16 protein-coding genes are annotated in these 25,148 nt (G+C 71.7%); 9 read left to right on the top strand and 7 right to left on the bottom strand.

Features of this window, described 5'->3' with window-relative positions; translation table 11 throughout:
* The first annotated feature begins 668 nt into the window (after nucleotides 1-668).
* On the top strand, nucleotides 669-1,871 hold the full coding sequence (locus OIM89_RS21295; RefSeq protein WP_037665403.1) for an acyltransferase family protein: 1,203 nt from the start codon (nucleotides 669-671) through the stop codon (nucleotides 1,869-1,871).
* Nucleotides 1,872-2,203: 332 nt separating this feature from the next.
* Nucleotides 2,204-3,415 (top strand): cation:proton antiporter, encoded by a 1,212-nt coding sequence (locus OIM89_RS21290; protein WP_047465270.1) that lies wholly within the window; start codon nucleotides 2,204-2,206, stop codon nucleotides 3,413-3,415.
* Between the two features lie 124 nt (nucleotides 3,416-3,539).
* On the opposite strand, the gene OIM89_RS21285 is transcribed toward OIM89_RS21290, so the two are convergent.
* Nucleotides 3,540-4,721, bottom strand: a complete 1,182-nt coding sequence (locus tag OIM89_RS21285) for a PP2C family protein-serine/threonine phosphatase (RefSeq protein WP_037665402.1) — start codon at nucleotides 4,719-4,721, stop codon at nucleotides 3,540-3,542.
* Between the two features lie 159 nt (nucleotides 4,722-4,880).
* Between OIM89_RS21285 and OIM89_RS21280 the strand changes: the two genes are divergently transcribed.
* Nucleotides 4,881-6,110 carry a GNAT family N-acetyltransferase gene (locus tag OIM89_RS21280; RefSeq protein WP_264491536.1) on the top strand — a complete coding sequence of 410 codons (1,230 nt, stop codon included), beginning with the start codon at nucleotides 4,881-4,883 and terminating at the stop codon, nucleotides 6,108-6,110.
* Here OIM89_RS21280 and OIM89_RS21275 read toward each other — a convergent pair.
* Nucleotides 6,053-6,934: an Fpg/Nei family DNA glycosylase gene (locus OIM89_RS21275; RefSeq protein WP_151169513.1), complete on the bottom strand. Its 882-nt coding sequence runs from the start codon at nucleotides 6,932-6,934 to the stop codon at nucleotides 6,053-6,055. The genes OIM89_RS21280 and OIM89_RS21275 overlap by 58 nt on opposite strands.
* A complete protein-coding gene (locus OIM89_RS21270; RefSeq protein ID WP_151169511.1) occupies nucleotides 6,934-7,425 on the bottom strand; it encodes a ribose-5-phosphate isomerase in 492 nt (163 codons plus the stop codon). Before OIM89_RS21270 ends, OIM89_RS21275 begins: the two co-directional genes overlap by 1 nt.
* A gap of 374 nt (nucleotides 7,426-7,799) precedes the next feature.
* Here OIM89_RS21270 and OIM89_RS21265 point away from each other — a divergent pair, with 374 nt between their 5' ends.
* Nucleotides 7,800-9,236, top strand: coding sequence for an amino acid permease (locus OIM89_RS21265; RefSeq protein ID WP_047142481.1), 1,437 nt, complete (start codon nucleotides 7,800-7,802; stop codon nucleotides 9,234-9,236).
* Between the two features lie 860 nt (nucleotides 9,237-10,096).
* Here the strand turns inward: OIM89_RS21265 and OIM89_RS21260 are convergent.
* On the bottom strand, nucleotides 10,097-10,690 hold the full coding sequence (locus tag OIM89_RS21260; protein WP_030697997.1) for a biotin transporter BioY: 594 nt from the start codon (nucleotides 10,688-10,690) through the stop codon (nucleotides 10,097-10,099).
* A gap of 339 nt (nucleotides 10,691-11,029) precedes the next feature.
* Here OIM89_RS21260 and OIM89_RS21255 point away from each other — a divergent pair, with 339 nt between their 5' ends.
* The 3 genes from OIM89_RS21255 (at nucleotide 11,030) to OIM89_RS21245 (ending at nucleotide 14,908) form a co-directional block, all read left to right on the top strand.
* On the top strand, nucleotides 11,030-12,472 hold the full coding sequence (locus OIM89_RS21255; RefSeq protein ID WP_030697996.1) for an amino acid permease: 1,443 nt from the start codon (nucleotides 11,030-11,032) through the stop codon (nucleotides 12,470-12,472).
* Nucleotides 12,473-12,659: 187 nt separating this feature from the next.
* Nucleotides 12,660-14,108: an amino acid permease gene (locus OIM89_RS21250; protein WP_030697995.1), complete on the top strand. Its 1,449-nt coding sequence runs from the start codon at nucleotides 12,660-12,662 to the stop codon at nucleotides 14,106-14,108.
* Nucleotides 14,109-14,269: 161 nt separating this feature from the next.
* A complete protein-coding gene (locus tag OIM89_RS21245; protein WP_175457792.1) occupies nucleotides 14,270-14,908 on the top strand; it encodes a superoxide dismutase in 639 nt (212 codons plus the stop codon).
* A gap of 182 nt (nucleotides 14,909-15,090) precedes the next feature.
* On the opposite strand, the gene OIM89_RS21240 is transcribed toward OIM89_RS21245, so the two are convergent.
* Both OIM89_RS21240 and OIM89_RS21235 read right to left on the bottom strand, forming a co-directional pair.
* A complete protein-coding gene (locus OIM89_RS21240) occupies nucleotides 15,091-16,545 on the bottom strand; it encodes a pyridoxal phosphate-dependent decarboxylase family protein (protein WP_264491535.1) in 1,455 nt (484 codons plus the stop codon).
* Between the two features lie 86 nt (nucleotides 16,546-16,631).
* Nucleotides 16,632-17,276: a DsbA family protein gene (locus OIM89_RS21235; protein WP_264491534.1), complete on the bottom strand. Its 645-nt coding sequence runs from the start codon at nucleotides 17,274-17,276 to the stop codon at nucleotides 16,632-16,634.
* Between the two features lie 164 nt (nucleotides 17,277-17,440).
* Here OIM89_RS21235 and pepN point away from each other — a divergent pair, with 164 nt between their 5' ends.
* Nucleotides 17,441-20,026 carry an aminopeptidase N gene (gene pepN / locus OIM89_RS21230; protein WP_264491533.1) on the top strand — a complete coding sequence of 862 codons (2,586 nt, stop codon included), beginning with the start codon at nucleotides 17,441-17,443 and terminating at the stop codon, nucleotides 20,024-20,026.
* A gap of 79 nt (nucleotides 20,027-20,105) precedes the next feature.
* Here pepN and OIM89_RS21225 read toward each other — a convergent pair whose 3' ends face one another.
* The gene (locus OIM89_RS21225) at nucleotides 20,106-21,305 is read right to left on the bottom strand and encodes a serine hydrolase domain-containing protein (protein ID WP_030697991.1); all 1,200 of its coding nucleotides are present in this window, start codon (nucleotides 21,303-21,305) and stop codon (nucleotides 20,106-20,108) included.
* Nucleotides 21,306-21,744: 439 nt separating this feature from the next.
* On the opposite strand from OIM89_RS21225, the gene OIM89_RS21220 reads away from it, so the two are divergent.
* Complete coding sequence (locus OIM89_RS21220; RefSeq protein WP_264491532.1) at nucleotides 21,745-25,065, top strand: S8 family serine peptidase; 3,321 nt, start codon at nucleotides 21,745-21,747, stop codon at nucleotides 25,063-25,065.
* Nucleotides 25,066-25,148: the final 83 nt, after the last annotated feature.

Here is a 25,148-nt window from a genome sequence, read left to right as displayed (position 1 = left end):
CTCTTCATGCGGCTGGTGACGCAACGTCGGCCATGGCCTGGGCCACACCCGGGTGCCCGCGGCCGCGACCTGCGCGGAGAGTGCGCCGGTGGCGGGGTGGGACCCCACCGGACCGGCGTACCGGTCCCGGGTGCCCGGCCCATTACCCGGGCACCGAATTCGGCTTGATCGTTTCCCTGTCCCCACGCTCGCTCACGAGCCCTCCGCAAGGAATTCGAATTACGCACCCGATCGCTCACCCGACGAACACACTCTGTGAAATAGGCGACAGATAACGGCGGTCCGCCCGGTGAATTGCCGCATTGCGGCACCCCGTGCCACCCGGCACCCGCCGACCGGCGTCAACCTCGCGCCCCGCAAGGGCCGTCCACCCCGCAGACGCAGGTCAGAGAGGTGCGCGGAGGGCATGGAGCGGGACGAATCCGCCCTTTACATCTGGACACTCCGGCACCTTTCACCTTGTCCTGTGCCCCGGTGTGCGGTATCGGGGCGGGGAGGCAGACTTCGCCGTATCGGGGGTACGCGAGAGCCACACCACGAATGAACCACGTGGTTTTACGAACCCGTTCCGCCGACGCTAGGGTGCTGAAAATGTTCCCCACCGCCCCGACCCCCACCCGTGCAGTGAGGTCATGGCGCGTCTCCCCCGAACTCGGGCAGGGCGCCTGGTGACGAACTCGCTGCGTCCGCACGGCCACCACAGCCAGCCGCTGCCCCCGGTCCAGGAACCGGCGGACGGCATGACGGCTCCACGGCCCTCCCCCACGTCACAGGAGCGGCCCCCCGGTCCTGAGAGACCCCCCGCCGCAGCCACGAAACCCGCCACGTCGCGGGACCCCTTCTTCGACAACGCCAAGTACCTCGCGATCGTGCTGGTCGCGATGGGCCACGCCTGGCAGCCGCTGACCAGCGACAGCCGGGCCGCCGAAGCCCTGTACATGGTGGTCTACGCCTTCCACATGCCGGCGTTCATCGTGATCTCCGGCTACTTCTCGCGCAGCTTCGACATGCGCAAGGACCGGCTCCAGCGGCTCGTCACGGGCGTCGCCGTCCCGTACATCCTCTTCGAGACCGCGTACAGCCTCTTCAAGCGCTGGGCCGACGACGATCCGACCCATCCGATCAGCCTGCTCGATCCCTGGTACCTCACCTGGTTCCTGATCGCGCTCTTCATCTGGCGGCTCACCACACCTCTGTGGAAGATCGTCCGCTGGCCCGTACCGCTGGCGCTGGCCCTGGCGCTGCTCGCCTCCGTCTCCCCCGACATCGGCGACGACCTGGACCTCCAGCGGGTCCTGCAGTTCCTGCCGTTCTTCGTGGTCGGCCTGGTCCTCAAGCCGGAGCACTTCCAGATGGTGCGCCGCCGCGAGGTCCGGCTGCTGGCGCTCCCGGTCTTCGCCGCCGCGCTGCTGGTCGGCTACTGGGCCGCGCCGAGGATGTCGTCGGCGTGGTTCTACCACCGCGACAGCGCCCAGGAGATGGGCTTCGCCTGGTGGGTGGGGGTCATCATGACCCTGGCCCTCTTCGGCTGCTCCATGGTCCTGACCGCCTGCTTCTTCGCCTGGGTGCCGCGCCGCCACATGTGGTTCACCGCGCTGGGCGCCGGCACGCTCTACGGCTACCTGCTGCACGGCTTCCTCGCCAAGGGGTCGCGCTTCTGGGGCTGGTACGAGACGTACGACTGGGTGCGGACGCCGCTCGGCATGATCGGGGTGACGCTGATCGCCGGCGCGATCGTCACCGTGCTCTGCACGCCACCGGTGCAGCGCCTCTTCCGCTTCGCGATGGAGCCGAAGATGAACTGGGCCTTCAAGCGGGACGCGACCGAGCTGGCGCGCGAGCGCGCCAAGTCGGGAGCGGCCATCCGCTGACCCGCCCGCGCGGCACGCCCGAGGGCGGGCCGCCGGGGCCGGTGACGGAACGTCCGGGAGCCCGGCCGGGGAGTTCTCCACTCCCCGGCCGGGCTCTCGCCTTTGCGCGTGCGGGCCGCACCCCGGCGGCGTGGCGCAACCGCCGCTCCAGCCCCTCTCGACTCCCCCAACTTCCTCTTGGTGACGGCGAGTTGACGCCCTGTGCCGCGCTGCTCACAGTCACGCCCGAGCGGAGGTAATGCTTTGGTAAGCTAAGTATTGACGATTCCTTGACGCCCCCTTGACTCAAGAAGGAGGACGGGCTCATCGGACACGCAGAAACGCTGATAGCCATGGGCGGTGCCTTTGTCGCCGCGGCTGTGCTGGCACGCCTCGGCGGCCGTATCGGGTTGCCGACCATTCCGCTGTTCATCCTGGCCGGCATACTGCTCGGCCCCCACACTCCCGGAGTCGTGCTCGTCTCCGACCCGCACGACCTGGAGATGCTCTCGGCCCTCGGCCTGGTGCTGCTGCTCTTCTACCTGGGTCTTGAGTTCCACATCGACGACCTCAAAGCCGGTGGGCGCAACATGGCCCTCGCCGGCGGGATCTATCTCGCGCTGAACGTCGGCGCCGGCCTCGGCTTCGGCTTCGCCCTCGGATGGGGGGTCTCCGAAGCACTGGTCCTCGCCGGAGTCCTCGGCTTCTCCTCCTCGGCGATCGTCACCAAGATCCTGGTCGACACCAGCCGCCTCGGTAATCCGGAGACCAAACCGATCCTCGGCATCATCGTCGTCGAGGACGTCTTCATCGCGCTCTACCTCGCCGCGCTCCAGCCCATCCTGTCCGGCGCGGACAGCCTGAGCGGCGCCCTGGTCGACGGTGGCAAAGCGTTCGGCTTCCTGATCGCGCTGGCGCTCGTGGCCCGCTACGGCACACGTGTCGTCGGACGGCTCATCAGCACGCCGGACGACGAGATCCTGACCATCTCCTTCCTCGGTGCGGCGGTGCTGATGGCCGGCGTCTCCGAGTGGTTCGGCGTGGCCGACGCCATCGGTGCCTTCATGGTCGGTCTGATGCTCGGGTCCACCACCTCGGGCAAACGGATCCTCAAGCTGGTCCATCCGCTGCGGGACGCGTTCGGTGCCATCTTCTTCTTCGTCTTCGGACTCTCCATCAACCCGGGTGACCTGCCGGGCGTCGTGTGGCCCGTGCTGATCGCCGTGGCCCTCACGCTCTCCATGAACGTCATCTCGGGTATCACCGCGGCACGGATCTACCGGTTCGGTGCGCAGCCCGCCGCCAACATCGCCACCACGCTGCTGGCACGCGGTGAGTTCGCGCTGATCCTCGCCACGATGGCGGCTGCCGCGGGGCTGGACTCCCGGCTCTCGCCCTTCATCGCGGGATACGTGCTGGTGCTCGCGATCATGGCGCCGCTGGCCGCCGGCCGCAGCGAATGGCTGGCTCGTGTGCTGCCCGGGGGGAAGCCGAAGGCTTCGGAGGCGGGGGATGACGACGCGGGGGCGTCAGGGTCCTCGGTCCCCGACCGGGCTTCGGTCTGATCCCTTCGGTGTCCCGTCCTCACCGGCCCGTCTCCCTTCGGGGAGGCGGGCCTGCGGCTTGTCCGGGGTACTGGACGACCGGGGTGGGAGCCGGAGCGCCGCCCCCCGTCGGCTGACCGGCGGCTCAGGCGGAGTGGTCCTTGGACGGTACGGAGGGGGACTCGGTCCGGGCGGGGCGCGGGATGGCCGGGGTGGGGGCGGCCCGGCAGAGGAGAAGCAGGGCGCGGTCGTCGTTGACGTCCTTGGCTACGGCTTCTATGAGGTGCCAGGCGGCGCCTTCGAAACCGCCGGGGACGTAGCGGTCGGCCTCGCCGGTGAGGCGGTCGATGCCCTCGGAGAGGTCGCGGCCGGCTGCCTCGACGAGGCCGTCGGTGTAGAGCATGAGGACGTCGCCGGGCGCGAGGGAGCCTTTGACCGGGTCGAACTGGCAGCCGTCGTAGACGCCGAGGAGGGGACCCTCGGCGGCCTTCTCCTCCCACTGGCCGGTGCCGGAGTGGAGCTGGACGGCGGGGAGGTGGCCGGCGGAGAAGAGTTCGTAGTCGCCGGAGTCCAGGTCCAGGACGAGGTGGATGGAGGTGGCGAAGCCCTCGTCCCAGTCCTGGCGGAGGAGGTAGCCGTTGGCGGCGGGGAGGAAGGCGTGCGGGGGCAGGGAGCCCAGGAGGCCGCCGAAGGCGCCGGAGAGGAGCAGGGCGCGTGAACCGGCGTCCATGCCCTTGCCGGAGACGTCGGTGAGGACCACTTCGAGGGTGCGGCCGCCGTGGGTGCGGGCGGCGACGACGAAGTCCCCGGAGAAGGACTGGCCGCCCGCCGGGCGCAGCGCCATCTCGTGGTGCCAGCCGGAGGGCAGGTGCGGCAGGCGGCTCTGGACACGGATGCGTTCGCGCAGGTCGAAGAGCATGGTGCCGCCGCGCCGCCAGGGCACCCCGACCCGGCTGCGGAACTGGGCGATGACCAGGCCGAAGAGTCCGGCGGCGGCGACCGTCAGCACCGTGCCCGGGGTGACGCCGACGGGCACCTGGGAGGTCGGGCCGCTGCCGAGGACCAGCGACTCCACGACGAGGGCCGCGGTGGCCGAGGCGTAGAGGAGCAGGAGGGTGGCGGGGCGCAGGACGAGGCCGCCGGCGATGACCGGGAGGACCAGGGCGGCGGGGTCGCACCACTCGGGGCCGACGACGGTGCCGACGGCGATCGCGGGGACCGTGAGGAAGAGGCCGGCGAAGGCGACCCAGTCGGAGCCGTCCCCGCGGAAGTAGTCGACGGCGGACTTGCGCAGCCCGGTGCGGGCCCGGTGCCAGCGCTTGCGCATCCGGGCCCGGGTCGTCTCTGCTGCCGCCCTTGCTTGTGCCATTGTTCGGGACCTTACCGAGCCGGGCCGTCACTTCGCACGGGAGGTCCCTCTTGTCCCCTGCTCCGGGCGGAGCAAAAACGCCTCGCAGCGTCCCGTCTTCGCTGGTAGGGATGGCGTATGACATCTGGTGCAGAGGTATTGCGGGCCGAGGACTGGGATCAGTGGTACGGCATGCTGGAGCTGGCCTTCGGCGGAGTGCCGGAGGCTCCCGAGGAGCGGGAGTTGTACCAGCGGCTGACCGAGCCGGAGCGCTCGCTCGCGGTGTGGGACGGGTCGGAGGTCGTGGGGACCGCGGGGGCGTTCACCTTCCGGGTCACGGTGCCCGGCGGGCGGCCGGTGGCGGCGGCCGGGGTGACGATGGTGGGGGTGGCGCCCACGCACCGGCGCCGGGGCATCCTCACCTCGATGATGCGCCGGCAGCTCGACGACGTACGGGCGCGCGGGGAGGCCCTCGCGGTGCTGACCGCCTCCGAGCCGGGGATCTACGGGCGGTTCGGGTACGGGATCGCCACGATGAAGCTGAGCGCCGAGATCGACACCACGCAGGTGCGGCTCACCGTTCCGGAAGGGACGGACGAGGTGGTGCTGCGGCGGGCCGACCCGCGCGACGCGCTGAAGGTCTGCGAGGAGGTGTACGCGCGGCAGGTGGCCGGGCGGCCGGGGATGCTCGTACGGGCGCCGGGGTGGGAGGAGCAGGGGCTGCTCGACCCGCCGGCCGGGCGCGAGGGCGGTTCGCCGCTCCAGTGCGTGCTGGCCGAGCGGGACGGCGAGGTGGTCGGGTACACCCGCTACCAGACCCGTCCCACCTGGGGGTTGGGCGGGCCCGACGGCACGGTGGTCGTACGGGATCTGGAGGCGTCCGGGCCGGCGGAGTACGCGGCGCTGCTCCGCTACCTGTGCGGGATCGACCTGATGCGGACGGTGCGGCTGGACAACCGGCCGGTGGACGACGCCTGGCAGCACCTGGTGAGCGACCTGCGGCGGTGTGTGCCCCGGGTGCGGGACGAGCTCCAGGTGCGGCTGGTCGAGGTGGGGGCCGCGCTCCAGCAGCGTTCCTACCGTGCGCCGCTGGACGTGGTGTTGGAGGTGAGCGACGCGTTCTGCCCCTGGAACGAGGGGCGTTGGCGGCTGAGCGCCGACGCCGAGGGCGCCGCCTGCGAGCGGACCGAGGCCGAGCCGGATCTGGCGCTGTCGGTACGGGAGCTGGGAGCGGCCTATCTCGGCGGGGTGCCGCTGAGCGGGCTGGCGGCGGCCGGGCGGGTGCGAGAACTGCGGCCGGGGGCGCTGGCTCAGACCTCGACGGCATTCGGCTCCGACGTGGCGCCCTGGCTGCCGCACGGCTTCTGAGGCTCCAGGGCGGTGGTGCCCGTCTGGCAGCGCGGGCACCAGAAGAGGTTGCGGGCGGCGAGGGAGGCGGTACGGATCTGCTCGCCGCAGACGAGGCAGGGGCGCCCGTCGCGGCGGTAGACGTAGACCTCGCCGCCGTGGTCGTCGACGCGGGGCGGGCGGCCCATCGCCTCGGGGGTGTGCTCGGGGCGGACGGTGTCGATCCGGTCGTGGCGTACACCCTCGCGCATCAGCTCCACGAGGTCGTACCAGAGGGTGTCCCAGGTGGCGCGGGACAGGCGGTTGCCGGGGGTGTACGGGTCGATGCCGTGCCGGAAGAGGACCTCGGCCCGGTAGACGTTGCCTACGCCCGCGACGACCTTCTGGTCCATGAGCAGGGCGGCGACGGTGGTGCGCGAGCGGGACATGCGGCGCCAGGCGGCGTCGGGGGTGTCGTCGGCGCGCAGCGGATCGGGCCCGAGGCGGTCGTGGACGGCCTGCTTGCCCTCGTCGGTCAGGAGCGTGCAGGCGGTGGGGCCGCGCAGGTCCGACCAGGCGTCCTCGGCGGTGATCCGGAGCCGGATGGTGTCGGTGGGCGGCGGCGGGGCGCCGGTGCCGCGGGCGACCTTGCCGAAGAGGCCGAGGTGGATGTGGACCCAGCCGTGGTCGCCGAAGTCCAGGAAGAGGTGTTTGCCGTGTGCCTCGGCCCCGGCGAACTCGGCGCCGTCCAGCAGGGCGGCGGAGGCGGCGAAGCGGCCCTGGGGGCTGGAGACGCGCACCGGCCGGCCGCCGAACCACTCCTGGTGGTCGGCGGCCAGCCGGTGCAGGGTGTGCCCTTCGGGCATCAGGCGTCGTGCTGGGGGTGGTGGGCCGGGACCGGGGGCAGCTCGCCGGTGGTCTCGTAGGCGGAGAGCATGTCGATCCGGCGGGTGTGGCGCGCCTCGTCGGAGTACGGGGTGGCCAGGAAGGTGGCGACGAAGTCGGTCGCCTCCTCCTCGGTGTGCATGCGGGCGCCGACGGAGACGACGTTGGCGTTGTTGTGCTCGCGGCCGAGGGCGGCGGTCTCCTTGCTCCAGGCGAGGGCGCAGCGGACGCCCTTGACCTTGTTGGCGGCGATCTGCTCGCCGTTGCCGGAGCCGCCGATGACGATGCCGAGCGAGTCGGGGTCGGCGGCGGTCCGCTCGGCCGCCCGGAGGCAGAACGGCGGGTAGTCGTCGGCGGCGTCGTAGATGTGGGGGCCGCAGTCCACCGGGTCGTGGCCGTTGGCCTTCAGCCAGTCGACGAGGTGGTTCTTGAGTTCGTAGCCGGCATGGTCGGAGCCGAGGTACACGCGCATGAAGGGGAGTGTGGCATGCCCGGGGCGGGGTAGCTGATCCCGGGTCCGCGGCGGGTGGGTGGTGGCAGGGGCGCCGGAGGCCGTCCCGCAGGGATTCCGCTGTCGCCACCACCTGGGGGTGCGGGCGGTTCCGGGTGCGCTCACCGGGGACGTCCGGAGGCCGTGATTCGTTCCACAGCAGCACCTGATGTGATCTGTTTCACACACCGTCCGGCCGGTACCGACAAGCCCTGGGGGAACTGGGTTTCCGGCTCCTGGTCCGGGCGCGGAGCGACGCCGAGCGACGGAACAAAACGGAATCAGGGGTTCCGAACTGTGGGTTCTTGTGGATTCATTGGCTCAGCTCGGAACCCGAGAGCAAAGGAATAAGGCGCATGACCTCGCAGCCCCCACTTGCGAAGGTGGAACAAGCCCCCGAAGGACCCGCCGGCCCCACTCCGGCCGAGGGACAGGGGAGCGACGGCCTCCAGGCCGGACTCAAGAACCGCCATCTGTCGATGATCGCCATCGGCGGTGTGATCGGCGCCGGCCTCTTCGTCGGCTCCAGCGCGGGCATCGCCGCCGCCGGACCGGCCATCCTCGTCTCGTACGCCATCGTCGGCCTCATGGTCGTCCTGGTGATGCGGATGCTCGGGGAGATGGCCGCCGCCCGGCCCTCCTCGGGCTCCTTCTCCGCCTACGCCGACATGGCGCTCGGCCGCTGGGCCGGCTTCTCCATCGGCTGGCTCTACTGGTTCTTCTGGGTCGTGGTGCTCGCCGTGGAGGCGACCGCCGGGGCCGTGATCCTCAACGGGTGGATTCCGGCCGTGCCCCAGTGGGGATGGGCGCTGATCGTGATGGTGGTCCTCACCGGGACCAACCTCGCCTCGGTCGCCTCCTACGGGGAGTTCGAGTTCTGGTTCGCCGGGATCAAGGTGGTGGCCATCGCGGCCTTCGTCCTCATCGGCGTGCTGGCCGTCTTCGGGGTGCTGCCCGGCTCGGACAACCCTGGCGCCGGGTTCGCCAACCTCACGGCTCACGGCGGGTTCCTGCCCAACGGGGCCGGGTCGATCCTCACCGGTGTGCTGATGGTGGTCTTCTCCTTCATGGGAAGCGAGATCGTCACGCTGGCCGCCGGTGAGTCGGCCAACCCGCAGCGGGCGGTGCGCAAGGCGACCAACAGCGTGATCTGGCGGATCGCCGTCTTCTACCTCGGGTCGATCTTCGTCGTCGTGGCGCTGCTGCCCTGGGACTCCAAGTCGATCGTCGAGGACGGGTCGTACGTGGCCGCGCTCAACTCGATCGGGATTCCGCACGCCGGGCAGATCATGAACGTCATCGTGCTCACCGCGGTGCTGTCCTGTCTCAACTCCGGGCTCTACACCGCCTCCCGGATGGCGTTCTCGCTCGGGAAGCGGGGGGACGCGCCTGCGGCTTTCGCCCGGGTCAACGCGCGTGGGGTGCCGCAGGCGGCGATTCTCGGGTCGGTCGTCTTCGGGTTCGCCGCGGTGTGGTTCAACTATCAGTGGCCTGAGACGGTGTTCCAGTTCCTGCTCAACTCCTCCGGAGCGGTGGCGTTGTTCGTGTGGCTCGTCATCTGCTTCTCGCAGCTGCGGCTGCGGGGGGTCATTGCTCGGGAGACGCCCGAGAAGCTCGTGGTGCGGATGTGGCTGTTCCCGTATCTCACCTGGGTGACCATTGCCGGGATCGTCTTCGTCATCGGGTACATGCTCTTCGACGAGGCTGGGCGGACGCAGATGGCTCTGTCTTTGCTCGTGGCTGTGCTGGTGGTGGCCGTTTCCCTCGTGAAGCACCGGGGGGCGCGGGTCTAGGCCGTCCCGTCTCCCCCTCTCGCCCCGGGTCCCTTTGTGGGCCCGGGGCCCTTTCTTGGCCTCGGGGCGGGGCTTGCGCCCGCCGGGCTGTCTTTGGGCTGGGCTTCGTCTTGACCGTGCCGGTCACTGACTGGCCTCAAACGCCGGCCGGGCTGTCAGGTTCGCGGTTTCGCCGGTGCGGGGGTGGGGCGGGGCCGCGCCGGGGTACCTCCTCACAAACTGCAAGGTGCGGGGTCAGTCGCTTCAAGACGGCCGTGTGTGCAGTTTGCTGCGGGGGCACCCCGACACGACCCCACCCCACGGTCTCGTACGCGGCCGACCGCCGGAGGGAGGAAGAGGCCGTCACCCATTGCTCGGTTCGCCAAAGAGCGTTCCACGGCGAAGCGGGCGGCGACAGGACACCGCCCGCTTCGAGGTGCGACCACCGGGTGGTCGGTGGGGGACGAAAGAGTGCTGGGTGACGGCCCCGACCCCTCACCGGCGGGACGACGCCGACGAGACGGAAGGGCGGGGACGTGCCGGGGTGCCCCCGCAGCAAACTGCACACGAGGCAGCCATACTCCAACTGACCCCGCACCATGCAGTTTGTGAGGAGGTACCCCGGTGCGGCCCCGCCCGGCCAAGACGGCGAACGAACCGCGAGCCCCACAGCCCGGCCGGCGATTGAGGCCAATCGGTGACCCGCAGGGTCGAGAACCGGCAGGTGGGGACGGAGCGCACCCAGTCGGACCGCAGCCCGGCCGGCGCTTGAGGCCACGGGCCGCAGGACGACTCGGGGCGGGAGACCACGGTCAGGCCGGGCCAGCCGGCACGCCGGCCAGAGTGAGGCCAGGCACCCCCAGCAGCGGCACAGCCACCCCCTAGTCGCGGGTGAGGCGCCAGGCGAGGGGGAGGGTGCCCATGGCGAGGGCGGCCTTGAGGGCGTCGCCGATGAGGAAGGGGACGAGGCCGGCGGCGACGGCGGAGGTGAGGGACATGCCGGTGGAGAGGGCCAGGTAGGGGACGCCGACGGCGTAGATGAGGGCGGAGCCCAGCACCATGAGGCCGGCCGTGCGCAGCACCGAGCGGTCGGCCCCACGCCGGGCGAGGGCGCCGACGACGGTGGCGGCGAGGAGCATCCCGAGGACGTAGCCGAAGGACGGCATCGAGGCCCCCGAGGCCCCCTCGGCGAACCACGGCACCCCGGCCATGCCCACGAGGGCGTACAGGGCGAGGGAGGCGAAGCCGCGTCCGGCGCCGAGCGCGGTGCCCACGAGGAGGGCGGCGAAGGTCTGGCCGGTGACGGGGACGGGCGAGCCGGGGACGGGCAGGACGATCTGCGCCGCCAGCCCGGTGAGAGCGGCACCGCCGGTGACGAGGGCGGCGTCGCGCAGCCGCGCCCTCGGAACGGTGGAGGCGGGCAGCAGGTCGGCGAGGACCTGTCCCGGGCGGGTGGAGGCGGCGGCAGTGCTCATCGGGGCTCCCCGAGGGTGAAGGGTGGGACAGCTCATGGGACAGCTGAGGACAGGCCGACGCTATCCCAGCGCGTCCACGCGATCACCAGCAGCCGCCGACAAAGCGGCGGTTGGGCCCTTGGTGGACTCCGCACAAAGGTCCGCTTGTACACCCGCGGTGGCGTGATGCTGCTCACTCGGCCCCGTGCGGCGGCTTTACTGCGTTGCTCCCGGGGCCGTGAGATGGGGAGACTGTAGGGTCCCGCCAATTCGCGGGACCTCCCCCACGCAGGCCCCCCACACCCCTCGCGCACGGGCGCAGCCCGTCCCGCGGGGACCGACGAAGCAGCGAGCACCGCCATGCACGACGCCCCCCCAGGCCCCGACGATCCCGGGGCCACCAGTGCCACCACGGCCCGGGACCCCTTCGACTCCGCCGAGCCGCTCGGCCACGGACTGAAGCAGCGTCACCTGACGATGCTGGGGCTCGGCGGGGTGATCGGCGCGGGCCTCTTCGTGGGCTCGGGCGCGGGCATCGCGGTGGCGGGGCCGGGCATCGTGGTGTCGTACCTGATCGCGGGGACGCTGGCGATGCTGGTGATGCGGATGCTCGGGGAGATGTCGGCGGCGATGCCGTCCTCGGGCTCGTTCTCGGTGCACGCGGAGCGTGCGCTCGGGCGGTGGGCCGGGTTCAGCGTGGGGTGGCTGTACTGGTTCCTGCTGGTGGTGGTGCTGGCGGTGGAGGCGACGGGGGCCGCCCAGATCGCAGGCGGCTGGGTGCCCTCCGTACCGCAGTGGGCGTGGGTGCTCGTCTTCATGCTGGTCTTCACCGGGGCCAACCTGGCGGCGGTGAAGCACTTCGGCGAGTTCGAGTTCTGGTTCGCGGCGCTGAAGGTGGGGGCGATCGTCCTCTTCCTGGTGCTGGGCGTGCTGGCGATCCTCGGGTGGCTGCCGGAGACGGAGCCGGTGGGGCTGACCCATCTGTCGGGGGATGGCGGCTTCCTGCCGAACGGCTGGTCGGGGGTGATCTCCGGCGTGCTGGCCGTGGTCTTCGCCTTCGGCGGCCTGGAGGTCGTGACGATCGCGGCGGCCGAGTCCGACGACCCGGCCCGCTCGGTGGCGCGCGCGGTGCGCAGCGCGGTCTACCGGATTCTCTTCTTCTACGTCGGCTCGATGCTGGTGATCGTGACGCTGCTGCCGTGGACGGCGATGCGGCCGGGGCTGAGCCCGTACGTCGCGGTGCTGGACGGGATCGGCATCCCCTCGGCCGGGCAGATCATGAACATCGTGGTCTTCGTGGCGCTGCTGTCGGCCCTCAACGCCAACCTGTACGGCTCCTCGCGGATGGTCTTCTCGCTGGCGGAGCGCGGGGAGGCGCCGCGTGCGCTGCTGAAGGTGGCACCGGGCGGGGTGCCGCGGCGGGCGGTGCTGGCCTCGGTGGCGTTCGGCTTCGTCTCGGTGCTGCTCAATCTGAAGTGGCCCGACTCGGTCTTCCTCTACATGCTCAACGCGGTGGGCGCGGTGCTCATCTTCGTATGGGCCCTGATCGCCGTCTCGCAGCTGCGGCTGCGGCGGCTGATCGAGCGGGAGGCGCCGGAGCGGCTCGTCCTGCGGATGTGGGGGTACCCGTGGCTGACCTGGGCCGCGCTGGTGGCGATGGCGGCGGTGTTCACGCTGATGCTCTTCGACTCCACCGCCCGGCCCCAGTTGCTCTGGTCCTCGGGCGCGGCGGCGCTGGTGCTGCTGGGCGCCGGGGTACGGGAGTGGCGGCTGCGGCGCGGGGCGGGCGCGGCCGCCGGGTGACCGTACGGACGGGGCAGTGACCGTACGGGCGGGGTGGCGGTGTGGACGGGGTGCGCCGCCGTTGTGCGCGGGTGTTCACGCCAGGTGAGGGAAGTGTCCGGATAACGGGCGGGCTCTTCGCCTGAGCGGACGGTGCGCGCAGACTGAGGGACTTCCCCGTCGTCTCACGTACTGGACCGATACGACCATGACTCGGACAACCCTCACTCCTGGGGACACGCCGGGCGCCGACCAGCGCCCCGGTGGCGACCAGGCGTCCGACACCGGTTCCGCCCTGTCGAACGGGCTGAAGCAGCGCCACCTGTCGATGATCGCCCTCGGCGGCGTCATCGGCGCCGGCCTCTTCGTCGGCTCGGGCGCGGGCATCGCCGCGGCGGGCCCGTCGATCGTCTTCGCCTACGCGGCCTCCGGCCTGCTGGTGATGCTGGTCATGCGGATGCTCGGCGAGATGTCGGCGGCCAACCCCGCCTCCGGCTCGTTCTCCGTCCACGCCGAGCGGGCGATCGGCCCGTGGGCCGGGTTCACCTCGGGCTGGGCGTTCTGGTTCCTGCTCTGCGTGGCGGTGGGCCTGGAGGGGATCGGCGCGGCCGAGATCATGTCGGGCTGGCTGCCGGGCACCCCGGAGTGGGCCTGGGTGGCCCTCTTCATGGTGATCTTCTGCGGCACCAACCTGGCCGCCGTGAAGAACTTCGGCGAGTTCGAGTTCTGGTTCGCCACGCTGAAGGTGGTGGCCATCGTCGTCTTCCTGGTCATCGGCGTGCTGGCGATACTCGGCGTGCTGCCGGGCAGCGAGGCCCCGGGCACCTCGAACCTCACCGGCGAGGGCGGCTTCCTGCCGAACGGTTCCGAGGGATTCATCATCGGCCTGCTCGCCTCGGTCTTCGCGTACGGCGGGCTGGAGACGGTGACCATCGCGGCCGCCGAGTCGGAGCGGCCGGCGGAGGGGGTCGCCAAGGCCGTCCGTACGGCGATGTGGCGGATCGGCGTCTTCTACGTCGGCTCGATGGCGGTCATCGTCACCCTGGTGCCGTGGGACGACCCTGCGGTCGCCGAGAAGGGCCCGTACGTGGCGACCCTGGACCACCTGGGCATCCCCGGCTCCGGCCAGATCATGAACGCGGTCGTGCTGATCGCGCTGCTCTCCGCGATGAACGCCAACATCTACGGCGCCTCCCGCATGGCCTGCTCGCTGGTGGCCCGCGGCCAGGGCCCGAGGAAGCTCGGCCAGGTCTTCAACGGGGTGCCGCGCATCGCCGTGCTGGCCTCCTCCTTCTTCGGCTTCGTCTGCGTGCTGCTCAGCTACTGGCGGCCCGACGACGTCTTCGCCTGGCTGCTCAACATGATCGGCGCGGTCATCCTGGTCGTCTGGTTCTTCACCGCCGCCTCGCAGCTGGTGCTGCGCCGCCGCACCGAGCGGGAGGCGCCGGAGCGGCTGGTGGTGCGGATGTGGCTGTTCCCCGGGCTGACCTGGGTGGCGCTCGCCGCGATGGTCGGGGTCTTCGTGCTGATGGCGAAGGAGCCCGACACCCGCGTCCAGCTGCTGTCGACCGGCTCCCTGACAGTGGCGCTGGCGCTCGCCGGGTACCTCCTCCAGCGCAGGCGCGCCGCAGCGCCCGCCGGCGCCGGCAAGGACTGACCTCCGCCGCTCTCCCGTCCGGTACGCCAGGACCCCCGCCCCGGGACCCAGGGGCGGGGGTCTTTCGTCGTAGGCGCCCGGTCTGGACGCGCGGACCTGACCTGTTGTTGATAGCGTGCTCTTGCAAGTCGTTCGCAATTGCAGTCCGGAGGGAATACGCCTTGTCCGTCTACACGCTTCCTGAACTCCCTTACGACTACGCGGCGCTCGAGCCCGTCATCAGCCCCGCGATCATCGAGCTGCACCACGACAAGCACCACGCGGCCTACGTCAAGGGCGCCAACGACACGCTGGAGCAGCTCGCGGAGGCCCGGGACAAGGACCAGTGGGGGGCGGTGACGGGCCTGGAGAAAAGCCTGGCCTTCAACCTCTCCGGCCACATCCTGCACTCGATCTACTGGCACAACATGACGGGCGACGGCGGCGGGGAGCCGCTGGCCGAGGACGGGGTGGGCGAGCTCGCCGACGCCATCCGCGAGTCCTTCGGCTCCTTCTCCGGGTTCAAGGCGCAGCTGACCAAGGCCGCCGCCACCACCCAGGGCTCCGGCTGGGGCGTCCTCGCCTACGAGCCGCTCTCCGGGCGGCTGATCGTCGAGCAGATCTACGACCACCAGGGGAACGTGGGGCAGGGCTCCACGCCGATCCTGGTCTTCGACGCCTGGGAGCACGCCTTCTACCTCCAGTACAAGAACCAGAAGGTGGACTTCATCGAGGCGATGTGGCGGGTCGTCAACTGGCAGGACGTGGCTCGGCGCCTTGCCGCGGCCAAGGCGCGGGAGAACGTGCTGCTGGCTCCCTGAGCCACCTTGAGCGTCCCGCCTCGTGATCGTCTTCTCAACCTTCGCTTGGCGGGCGGATGAAGGAAGGACCCCCGTGAGGACGTGACTCGCGGGGGCCTTTCTGTGGCCGCTGGGGTGGGGTGGCCTCAAGCGCCGGCCGGGCTGAGGGGTACCGGCCCGGGCCGGAAGTTGCCGGCCGGGTGTCAGATCTGGAACAGCGACCCGATGTACTCCGTGAGGAGGCGTTCCTTGAGACGGGTGGGGAGGGCGTCGAGGAGGGCCAGGACGGGGGCCATGCGGTCGGGGGTGCCGGTGTCGGGGCCGAGGCCCGCGTAGGTGAGGACGGCTGCTGCTTCCTCGTCGGTGAGGGTGTCGGGGTCCAGGGTGGCCGCGAGGGCGGTGAGCCGGGGGGCCGGGGTCGCCGGGGGGAGGGCGCGGGCGGTGGCCAGGGTGGTGGTGAGGTCGGCCAGGAGGGCGTCGACGCGGTCGGCGGTGGCGGGGGTCAGGGTGAGGTGGAGGTTGGGCGGGAGGAGGCCGTGGGCCAGTTGGGGCTGGAGGTACCAGCCGCGGGCGCGCATCTCGTCGGCCAGGTGGAGGACGGTGGAGAGGTCGGGGGCACCGTCCGGGCCGGTGGCGGTGACCGCGACGAGGCCGGCGGCCGGGGCGCCGAGGACGCGGAGGCCGTCGAGGGCGGCGAGGCCGGTGAGCAGGCGGGTCTCGGCGTCGGCGACGCGGGCGGCGAGGGCGGTGTAGTCCTCGTCGGTGAGGCGGCGGAGGACCGCCCACGCCTGGGCGAGCAGGCCGGCCGACTTGGTGCCCTGGACGGTGGGGTTGACGACGGGGTAGCCGGGCCAGTCGGCGTGGGCGAAGTACTGGTGGCGGCGGAGGGCGGCGTCCCGGTACAGCACGACGGAGGCGCCCTTGTCGGCGTACCCGTACTTGTGCAGGTCGACGGAGAGGGAGGTGACGCCGGGGACGGTCAGGCCGAAGTCGGGGACTTCGCGGCCGGCCCGGCGCAGGAAGGGCAGGAGCCAGCCGCCGACGCAGGCGTCGACGTGGCAGAGGACGCCGGCCTCGGCGGCGAGGGCCGCGATCTCCGCGACCGGGTCGAGGACGCCGTGGGCGTAGCTGGGGGCGGAGGCGACGACCAGGACGGTGTCGGGGGTGAGGGCGCGGGCGGTGGCGGCCGGGTCGGCGCGGTAGGTGTCCGGGTCGACGGGGACGGTGACCGGGGTGAGGCCGAGGTAGTGGGCGGCCTTGTGGAAGGCGGCGTGGGCGGTGGCGGGCAGGACCAGTTCGCCGGCGCGGACGCCGCGGGTGGCGCGGGCGTGGTCGCGGGCGGTCTTCACGGCGAGCAGGATCGACTCGGTGCCGCCGCTGGTGAAGGTCCCCTGGCAGCCGGGGGCGCCCAGGTGGGCGGCGAGCCGGGCGACGACGTCGTTCTCCAGGCGGGCCACGCTCGGGAAGACCGTCATGTCGAGGGCGTTGACGTCGGCGAAGGCCCGGTAGGCGTCGGCGGCCAGCGCGTCGAGCCCCTCGACGGCCGGGTCGTAGACGTAGGCGAAGGTGCGGCCGCCCCGGGTGGGGGCGTCGGCCTCGCGCAGGGCGGCGAGTTCCTTCAGCACCTCGGGGCGCGCGGGTGGCTCGGGCGTCGGCATGCGCGTCATCCTGCCGCCGCCCCTGGTGCGGGGCAATGCCCGTGCGGGGCCCGCCCGGTGGCACGGGCGGGCCCCGCACGACGAGGTCAGTCGAAGCTGGGCTCGGCGGTGCGGGTGCGCTTCAGCTCGTAGAAGCCGGGGACCGAGGCGACCAGCAGGGTGCCGTCCCAGAGGGCGGCGGCCTGGTCGCCCTTGGGGGCGGGGGTGACGACGGGGCCGAAGAAGGCGACCTCCTCGCCGTCGGCGCCGGGGACGGCGATGACGGGGGTGCCGACGTCCTGGCCGACCTTGGTGATGCCGGCGGCGTGCGAGGCGCGCAGCTCGGCGTCGTAGGTGTCCTTGTCGGCGTAGTCGGCGAGGTCGGCGGGGAGGCCCACCCCTTCGAGGGCGGCGACCAGGGTGGCGCGGTCCTTGGGCTGCTGCTGGTTGTGGTAGCGGGTGCCCAGCGCGGTGTAGAGGGGGCCCGCGACCTCGGCGCCGTGCAGCTGCTGGGCGGCGATGACGACGCGTACCGGGCCCCACGCCTGGGTCAGCAGCTCGCGGTAGCTCTCGGGGAGTTCGTCGAGCCGGTCCTCGTTGAGGACGGCGAGGCTCATGACGTTCCAGCGGACGCGCACGGGGCGGACCTTCTCGACCTCCAGCATCCAGCGGGAGGTCATCCAGGCCCAGGGGCACAGCGGGTCGAACCAGAAATCGGCGGTGACCTCGGTGTTCTGCTGCGGGTCGGTCATGTCTCTCCCTCAGTGGTCGGGCTCGGTGTCGGGCGGGCCGGCTGCGGCCGTACGCGAGCGGCAACCGCGCGGGGACCGGGCGCATTCCCGGGCGTCACGGGAAGTACCGGGAAGCGCCCATGACAGGATCGGACGGTCGGAAATGCGCCACGAAGGAGTACGCAGTGCCCGGAGAGAACCTGACCCGAGACGAGGCCCGTGAGCGGGCCGCCCTGGTCGCCGTCGAGTCCTACGACGTCGCGCTCGACCTGCGCTCGGCGCTCGGGGAGGTGGCCGGGGGCGGGCCGCGCACCTTCCGGTCGGTGACCACCATCCGGTTCGCCGGGCTGCGGCCCGGGGCCGCCACCTTCGTGGACCTGATCGCGCCCTCGGTGAACGCGGTGACCCTCAACGGGCGCGCCCTGGACGTGGCCGAGGTCTTCGACGGCACCCGGATCGCCCTGGAGGGGCTGGAGGCCGAGAACACCCTGGTGGTCGACGCGCAGTGCGCGTACAGCCGAACCGGCGAGGGCATGCACCGCTTCGTCGACCCGGAGGACGGCGAGGTCTACCTCTACACCCAGTACGAGCCGGCCGACTCGCGCCGGGTCTACGCCAACTTCGAGCAGCCCGACCTGAAGGGCCGCTACCGCTTCTCGGTCACCGCCCCCGACGGCTGGGGCGTCTGGTCCAACGGCGCGGGCGAGCGGGACGCCGACGGGGTGTGGCGGTTCGCCGAGACCGAGCCCGTCTCCACGTACATCACCTGCGTGGTCGCCGGGCCGTACCACTACGTGACCGACGACTACCGGCGGACCCTGCCCGACGGGTCCGAGCTGCGGATTCCGCTCGGCGCGATGTGCCGCAAGGGGCTGGCGCCGCACTTCGACGCGGACGACGTCTTCCTCGTCACCAAGCAGGGCCTGGACTTCTTCCACGACCACTTCGGCTACCCGTACCCGTTCGGCAAGTACGACCAGGCGTTCGTGCCGGAGTACAACCTCGGGGCGATGGAGAACCCGGGGATGGTGACCTTCCGCGAGGAGTACATCTACCGGGGCAAGGTCACCGCCGCCTCCTACGAGCGGCGCGCCACCACGATCCTGCACGAGATGGCGCACATGTGGTTCGGTGACCTGGTCACCATGAAGTGGTGGGACGACCTGTGGCTGAAGGAGTCCTTCGCCGACTTCATGGGCAGCTTCGCGCTGGTCGAGGCGACCCGGTTCACGGGCGGCTGGACCACCTTCGCCAACAACCGCAAGGCGTGGGCCTACCGCGCCGACCAGCTCCCCTCGACGCACCCGATCACCGCCGACATCCGCGACCTCCAGGACGCCAAGCTCAACTTCGACGGCATCACCTACGCCAAGGGCGCCTCCGTCCTCAAGCAGCTCGTCGCCTACGTCGGCCGGGACGCCTTCCTGGAGGGCGCCCGCCGCTACTTCCAGCGCCACGCCTTCGGCAACACCACCCTCGCCGACCTGCTGGCCGTGCTGGAGGAGACCTCCGGGCGCGACCTCACCGGCTGGTCGAAGGCGTGGCTCCAGACGGCGGGCGTCAACGCGCTCACCCCCGAACTCACCCTGGACGCCGAGAACCGCATCACCGAACTGGCCGTCGCCCAGGAGGCCGCCGCCTCCCACCCCGAGCTGCGCCCGCACCGGGTCGCGGTCGGCCTGTACCGGCTGGACGGGGTCGAGGGGTCGCTGGTGCGGTACGCCCGCGCCGAGCTGGACGTGACCGGGCCGCGCACCGTCGTCACCGAGCTGGCCGGTGCCCAGGCGCCCGACCTGGTCCTCGTCAACGACGACGACCTCACCTACTGCAAGGTGCGGTTCGACGAGAACTCGCTGGCCACGCTCCGGTCCCGGCTCGGTGACATCGCCGACCCGCTGGCCCGCGCGCTCTGCTGGTCGGCGCTGTGGAACATGACCCGCGACGGGTTGATGCCCGCCCGGAACTTCCTCTCCCTGGCGCTGGAGCACGCGGGCCGCGAGTCCGACATCGGCGTCCTCCAGATGCTGCACGCCTGGGCGCGCACCGCGCTGGTGCACTACGTCGTCCCGGCCCACCGCGAGGAGGCCGGGCGGGCGCTGGCGCAGGGGGCGCTGGCGGAGCTGCGGGCGGCCGAGCCGGGCGGGCCCGCGCAGCTGACCTGGGCGCGGTTCTTCGCCTCGGTCGCCTCCGACGAGGCCGACCTCCAGCTGCTGGGGGCGCTGCTCGACGGGCCGGCCCGGATCGACGGCCTCGACATGGACCAGGAGCTGCGCTGGACCTTCCTGGAACCGCTGGCCACCCACGGCGTCGTCGACGAGGAGCGGATCGCGGCCGAACTGGCCCGGGACGACACGGCCTCGGGCAAGCGGCACCAGGTGCGGTGCCTGGCGGCGCGGCCCTCCGAGGCGGTCAAGGCGCAGGCGTGGGCGCAGGTGGTCGAGTCCGACACCCTGTCGAACGCGCTGGTGGAGGCGACCATCGCCGGGTTCGCCCAGCCCTCGCAGCGCGAGCTGATCGCGCCGTACGCGGCCAAGTACTTCGAGGCGATCGGCCGGGTCTGGGACGAGCGGTCCATCCAGATCGGCGTGCTCGTCGTGCGGGGCCTGTTCCCCTCGCTCCAGGACGGGCCCGAGCCGCTGGCGGCGGCCGACGCCTGGCTGGGCGAGCACACGGACGCGCCACCGGCCCTGCGCCGCCTGGTCCTGGAGTCCCGCGACGACCTGGCCCGCGCCCACCGGGCCCAGGTGACGGACGCCGGTACGGCGGCCTGAACCGGGCCGCTCCGGCCGACGGGCCCGCCGCCCCTCCCCCGCCCGGGGTGGGGCGGCGGGCCCGTCGGCATGCCGGAGGTCAGCCCTCGCGGCAGAACTCCGCCTGGGTCAGGGCGACGGCGTCGGCGGGGTCGGACGGGACCCATTCGCCGTTGAGGTTCGCCTGGTAGCTGTGGCGGGTGTCGCGGGTGGTGTAGGCGAGGGTGGCGGAGCCGTGGATGCCGCCGTCGTGGCCCCAGATCCGGATGCCGCAGGAGAGGGTCTGGCGCATGAGGCCCAGGCCGTACCGGACCTGGGGTGCGGAGGGGTGGGCCTGGACGGTGGTGGTCATCTGGCGGAGCTGGGCGGGCGGGAGGAGCCTGCCGCCGAGCAGGGCGCGCTGGAAGCGGTCGAGGTCGGCGGTGGTCGAGATCATCGCTCCGGCGGCCCCGGCCTGGCTGGGGTTCAGCTCGGTGACGTCGTACGGGCGTTCGCGGGCCGGTTCGCCGAGGGAGGAGTAGGCGCGGCCGGCCGGACGGGGCATGTGCGGGTCGGTGCGGGGGGCGCTGGTGGCGCGCAGGCCGAGGGGGCGCAGGATGCGGCGCTCGACCTCCTTCTCCCAGCCGTGGCCGGTCACCTTCTCGATGACCATCCCGGCGAGGATGTAGTTGGTGTTGGAGTAGTTCCAGGAGGTGCCGGGGGCGAAGTCCGGGGCGTGGCGCATGGCGACGGCGACGAGCTGTCCGGGCTGCCAGGTGTCGTAGCGGTGGTCGAGGAATCCCTCGCCGAAGGCTTCGCGCTGGAACGCGGGGTCGGCGGTGTAGTTGCTGATGCCGCTGGTGTGGTTGAGGAGCTGGCGCAGGGTGATCGCGGTGCCGTCGTGGCCGTGGCCCTCGACGAGGCCGGGGAGGTGCTGGTCGACGGTGTCGTCGAGGTCGATCCGCCGCTCGCCCTGGAGCTGGAGGAGGACGGTGGCGACGAAGGTCTTGGTGACGGAGCCGATGCGGAAGCGGTCGTCGGCGCCGCGTGCCCGGCCGGTGTCGAGGTCGGCGGTGCCGGCCGTCCCGTTCCAGACCCCGTGACGGTCGCGGGCGCGGGCGAGGGCGCCGGGGAGACCGTCGGCGACGGCGGCGTCCAGGACCCGCTGGGTGCCCTCGTGGCCGGCGGTGGGTGCGGCGGCGGCCTGCGGGGCCAGGGTGAGGGTGACGAGCGCGGTCGCGGCGGCGAGCGCGGCGGCGGCGAGGCGCGCCGGGCCCCGGCGTCTGCGGGCGGTGCGCGGCTCTGCGGTGGTACCGGCCATCGGTGGTCCCTTCCTCGTGGAGCCGCCCTGACCAGGGGGCGGGTCGTCCGGTGCGGGAAGGGACCGGCGCGGTGACGGGGCAGTTGCCGGAGCGCCGGGCGCAAGAGGCGGTTTTCGGCCTTGCCCGGCCGTGTCCGCAGGGGGCATGCCAGCACGGACGGGGCTCTCGGCCCAGCGGTTTCCCGCGACCCCTCCACTCCCCTCACGGAAGCGGCACATTCCGGGGGCCGGGGCGGCCCGGGTGACCGGAAGAGACCGTTCCGCCTGACGTGGACCTGTCCACCTATGGGTGCATACGGCGCCGTTGGCGTATGGCGGAATGCCGCCAGCTTCCCCGTCAGGCCCGGGCAACTCTCCCCAAACAACGGCCACTTACGCAAAGCTGACCGGTCATCCGGCACCGAAATCCGGACCCTTTCTTCCACATACAGGGATGCTGATGACCTCCGAATCCCCGCAGGTGCCCATATCGGGTGCCAGACGGGCCGCCCGCGTCGCGGTCGCGGCCGGCCTGGTGGCCGCCCTCTGCGCCGGCGCACCGCTGCCCATGGCCTTCGCGGCCGACGAGCCGGCCACCGCGCCGACCGTCAAGAGCGCCGCCGAGAAGCTCGGCTCCGCCGACGCCGAACGCCTCGCCGAGGCCAAGGCCGACGGCGACAAGCACGTCACCATGATGATCGCCACCCAGCCGGGGAAGACCTCCGAGGTCGCCGGGAAGCTGAAGGCGGTCAAGGGCGGGTCGGTGGGCAAGACCCACGACAAGCTCGGCTACGTCCGGGCGACCGTCCCCACCGGCCAGGCCGACGCCGCCATCAAGGCCGCGGCCAAGCTCTCCGCTGTCCACGGGATCGACCTGAACCAGGAGATCCAGCTGGACGACCCGACGCCCGCGGGCGACCGGGCGAAGGGCACCAAGAGCGCCGCCGTGGACAGCGACGACTTCTACGGGGCGCCCGGCGCGAAGACCCCGGCGAAGAACCCGTTCAACCCGTCCTTCGAGACGGGCGCGGTCGAGTTCGTCGAGAAGAACCCGAAGGCGGACGGCCGGGGCATCACCATCGGCATCCTCGACTCGGGCATCGACCTGGGTCACCCGGCGCTCCAGAAGACCACCACGGGCGAGCGCAAGATCACCGACTGGGTGACCGCGACCGACCCGATCGTCGACGGCGACCAGACCTGGCGCCCGATGGTGGACGCGGTCTCCGGGCCGTCCTTCACCTACAAGGGCCGTACGTACAAGGCCCCGGCCGGTTCGTACCAGGTCAGCGTCTTCGCGGAGGCGGCTTCCAAGGGCGGCGACGCCGACGGCGACCTCAACCGCGACGGCGACACCACCGACACCTGGGGCGTGCTCTACGACGCCAAGAACGGCACGGTGCGGGTCGACCTGAACGACAACGGCGACTTCACCGACGACGAGGTGCTGCGGCCGTACAAGGACAAGTTCCAGGTCGGCTACTTCGGCAAGGACGACCCGAAGACCGACGTGGTCGAGCAGATCCCCTTCGTGGTGGAGCTCCGCAAGGGCGTCCCCATGGACCCGTACGGGGGCAGCTGGGTCGGCAAGAAGGCCGACTTCGTCAACATCGGCATCATCGAGGGCTCGCACGGTACCCACGTCGCGGGCATCACCGCCGCCAACTCGCTCTTCGGCGGCAAGATGAACGGCGCGGCGCCCGGCGCCAAGCTGGTCTCCTCGCGCGCCTGCACCTGGAGCGGCGGCTGCACCTCCGTCGCGCTGACCGAGGGCATGATCGACCTCGCCGCCAACCGCGGCGTGGACATCATCAACATGTCCATCGGCGGCCTGCCGGCGCTCAACGACGGCAACAACGCCCGCGCGGAGCTGTACACCCGCATCATCGACGCGTTCGGCGTCCAGCTCGTCATCTCGGCGGGCAACAGCGGCCCCGGCGCCAACACCATCGGCGACCCCAGCCTCGCCGACAAGGTCATCTCGGTCGGCGCGACCATCTCCAAGGAGACCTGGCTCGCCAACTACGGCTCCGAGGTCCGCAAGCCGTACGCGATGATGCCCTTCTCCTCGCGCGGCCCGCGTGAGGACGGCGGCTTCACGCCGACCCTCTCCGCGCCCGGCGCGGCCATCAACACCACGCAGACCTGGTTCCCGGGCGGCCCGACGCTGGAGGCCGGTTACGACCTGCCCGCCGGCTACTCGATGCTCCAGGGCACCTCGATGGCCTCCCCGCAGGCGGCCGGCGCCTCCGCGCTGCTGCTCTCCAAGGCGAAGCAGCAGGGCATCGACCTGACCCCGGCCAAGCTGCGCTCCGCGCTCACCTCGACCGCCACCCAGATCGACGGCGTCCAGGCGTACGAGCAGGGTGCCGGCCTGATCAACATCGTCGACGCCTGGAAGCAGATCAAGAAGCAGGACGGCGACGTGCACGAGTACACCGTGCGCGCCCCCGTCGACACGGCCATCGACGAGCTGCTGGAGGACCCGGGCCACGGCACCGGCGTCTACGACCGGGAGGGCGGCCTGAAGGTCGGCAAGAAGCGGCTGTACGACATCACGGTGACCCGCACCACCGGCCCGAAGAAGGCCGTCAGCCACAAGCTGGCCCTGGTCAACAACCACGACGAGACGTTCAAGCTGGTCGGCGGCAAGAAGGTCGACCTCAAGCTGAACAAGCCGGTCACCCTGACGGTCTCCGCCAAGGCGGCCACCAAGGGCCTGCACTCGGCGATCCTGACCGTGGACGACCCGTCCACGCAGGGCACCGACCAGCAGATCATGACGACCGTGGTCGCCGCGGACGAGCTGGCCAAGCCCTCGTTCACGGTGAAGAAGTCGGGCGAGGTCGACCGCAACGAGACCCGCTCCTACTTCGTGGAGGTGCCCGAGGGCGCCAAGTCGCTGGAGGTCTCCCTCGGCGGCCTCTTCGGCAAGAGCCAGGTTCGGTTCATCTCGATCCACCCGTACGGCGTCCCGGTCGACTCGACCTCGACCCCGAACTGCTACAACAACTACAACGACGGCAACGGCTGCCGTCCCGACCTGCGCTCCTACGCCGACCCGGCTCCGGGCGTCTGGGAGATCGAGGTCGAGGCGCGCCGCACCTCGCCGCTGCTGCGCAACCCGTACCAGCTGGAGGTGTCGCTGCTCGGCGTCGCCTTCGACCCGGCGGTCCAGACCGTCCCCGAGGCCGAGGTCGGCACCCCCGCCCCGGTCGAGTGGACGATCACCAACGAGAACGCCGCGCTGGAGGGCAAGCTCAAGGGCGGCCCGCTCGGCTCCTCGCTGAGCAAGCGTCCCGAGATCAAGAACGGCGAGGCGCAGACCAGCGAGATCACCGTCGGTGAGGGCGTCGAGCGCCTCGACGTCGCCATCGGCAACGTCTCCGACGTCGCCGCCGACCTGGACCTGACCCTCTACGACGAGCAGGGCAACCAGGTCGCGCAGACCGCCGACGGCGACTCCGAGGAGGCCCTGTCGGTCGCCAAGCCGAAGCCGGGCACGTACACCGTCGAGGTCTACGCCTACTCGGTCCCCTCCGGGAGCACCGCGTACGACTACCGCGACGTGTACTTCTCCGCCGCCCTCGGCGAGGTGAAGGTCGACACGGCGAAGACGGTGAAGCTCGCCACCGGCGCCTCGGCGAAGATCGGCGCCGAGGTCGTGGTCGCCGCTCCGGCGCCCGAGGGCCGGAAGTTCTTCGGCCAGGTGCAGGTGCTGAACGCCAAGGGCACCGCCGCGGGCAGCGGCAGCGTCGAGATCGGCAAGGTCACCGAGTGACCCCCGGCCGTACGCGGTAGCCCCACCCACCCGGGCCACCGCGTACGGCCACCGGGTTCGGGGCGGGTTCCTCCGGGGGCCCG

The organism is Streptomyces sp. BI87 (assembly GCF_025957665.1).
GTDB classification, from domain to species: Bacteria; Actinomycetota; Actinomycetes; order Streptomycetales; family Streptomycetaceae; genus Streptomyces; species Streptomyces albidoflavus.
This window is presented reverse-complemented; position numbering and strand designations above follow the sequence as displayed.

Coding starts and splice junctions, on each gene's coding strand:
- OIM89_RS21265 (WP_047142481.1), top strand. CDS start 7,800: ATGACCTCGCAGCCCCCACTTGCGAAGGTGGAACAAGCCCCCGAAGGA.
- OIM89_RS21270 (WP_151169511.1), bottom strand. CDS start 7,425: ATGCGCGTGTACCTCGGCTCCGACCATGCCGGCTACGAACTCAAGAAC.
- OIM89_RS21225 (WP_030697991.1), bottom strand. CDS start 21,305: ATGGCCGGTACCACCGCAGAGCCGCGCACCGCCCGCAGACGCCGGGGC.
- OIM89_RS21250 (WP_030697995.1), top strand. CDS start 12,660: ATGACTCGGACAACCCTCACTCCTGGGGACACGCCGGGCGCCGACCAG.
- OIM89_RS21260 (WP_030697997.1), bottom strand. CDS start 10,690: ATGAGCACTGCCGCCGCCTCCACCCGCCCGGGACAGGTCCTCGCCGAC.
- OIM89_RS21235 (WP_264491534.1), bottom strand. CDS start 17,276: ATGACCGACCCGCAGCAGAACACCGAGGTCACCGCCGATTTCTGGTTC.
- OIM89_RS21255 (WP_030697996.1), top strand. CDS start 11,030: ATGCACGACGCCCCCCCAGGCCCCGACGATCCCGGGGCCACCAGTGCC.
- OIM89_RS21220 (WP_264491532.1), top strand. CDS start 21,745: ATGACCTCCGAATCCCCGCAGGTGCCCATATCGGGTGCCAGACGGGCC.
- OIM89_RS21275 (WP_151169513.1), bottom strand. CDS start 6,934: ATGCCCGAAGGGCACACCCTGCACCGGCTGGCCGCCGACCACCAGGAG.
- OIM89_RS21240 (WP_264491535.1), bottom strand. CDS start 16,545: ATGCCGACGCCCGAGCCACCCGCGCGCCCCGAGGTGCTGAAGGAACTC.
- OIM89_RS21280 (WP_264491536.1), top strand. CDS start 4,881: ATGACATCTGGTGCAGAGGTATTGCGGGCCGAGGACTGGGATCAGTGG.
- OIM89_RS21285 (WP_037665402.1), bottom strand. CDS start 4,721: ATGCGCAAGCGCTGGCACCGGGCCCGCACCGGGCTGCGCAAGTCCGCC.
- OIM89_RS21290 (WP_047465270.1), top strand. CDS start 2,204: ATGGGCGGTGCCTTTGTCGCCGCGGCTGTGCTGGCACGCCTCGGCGGC.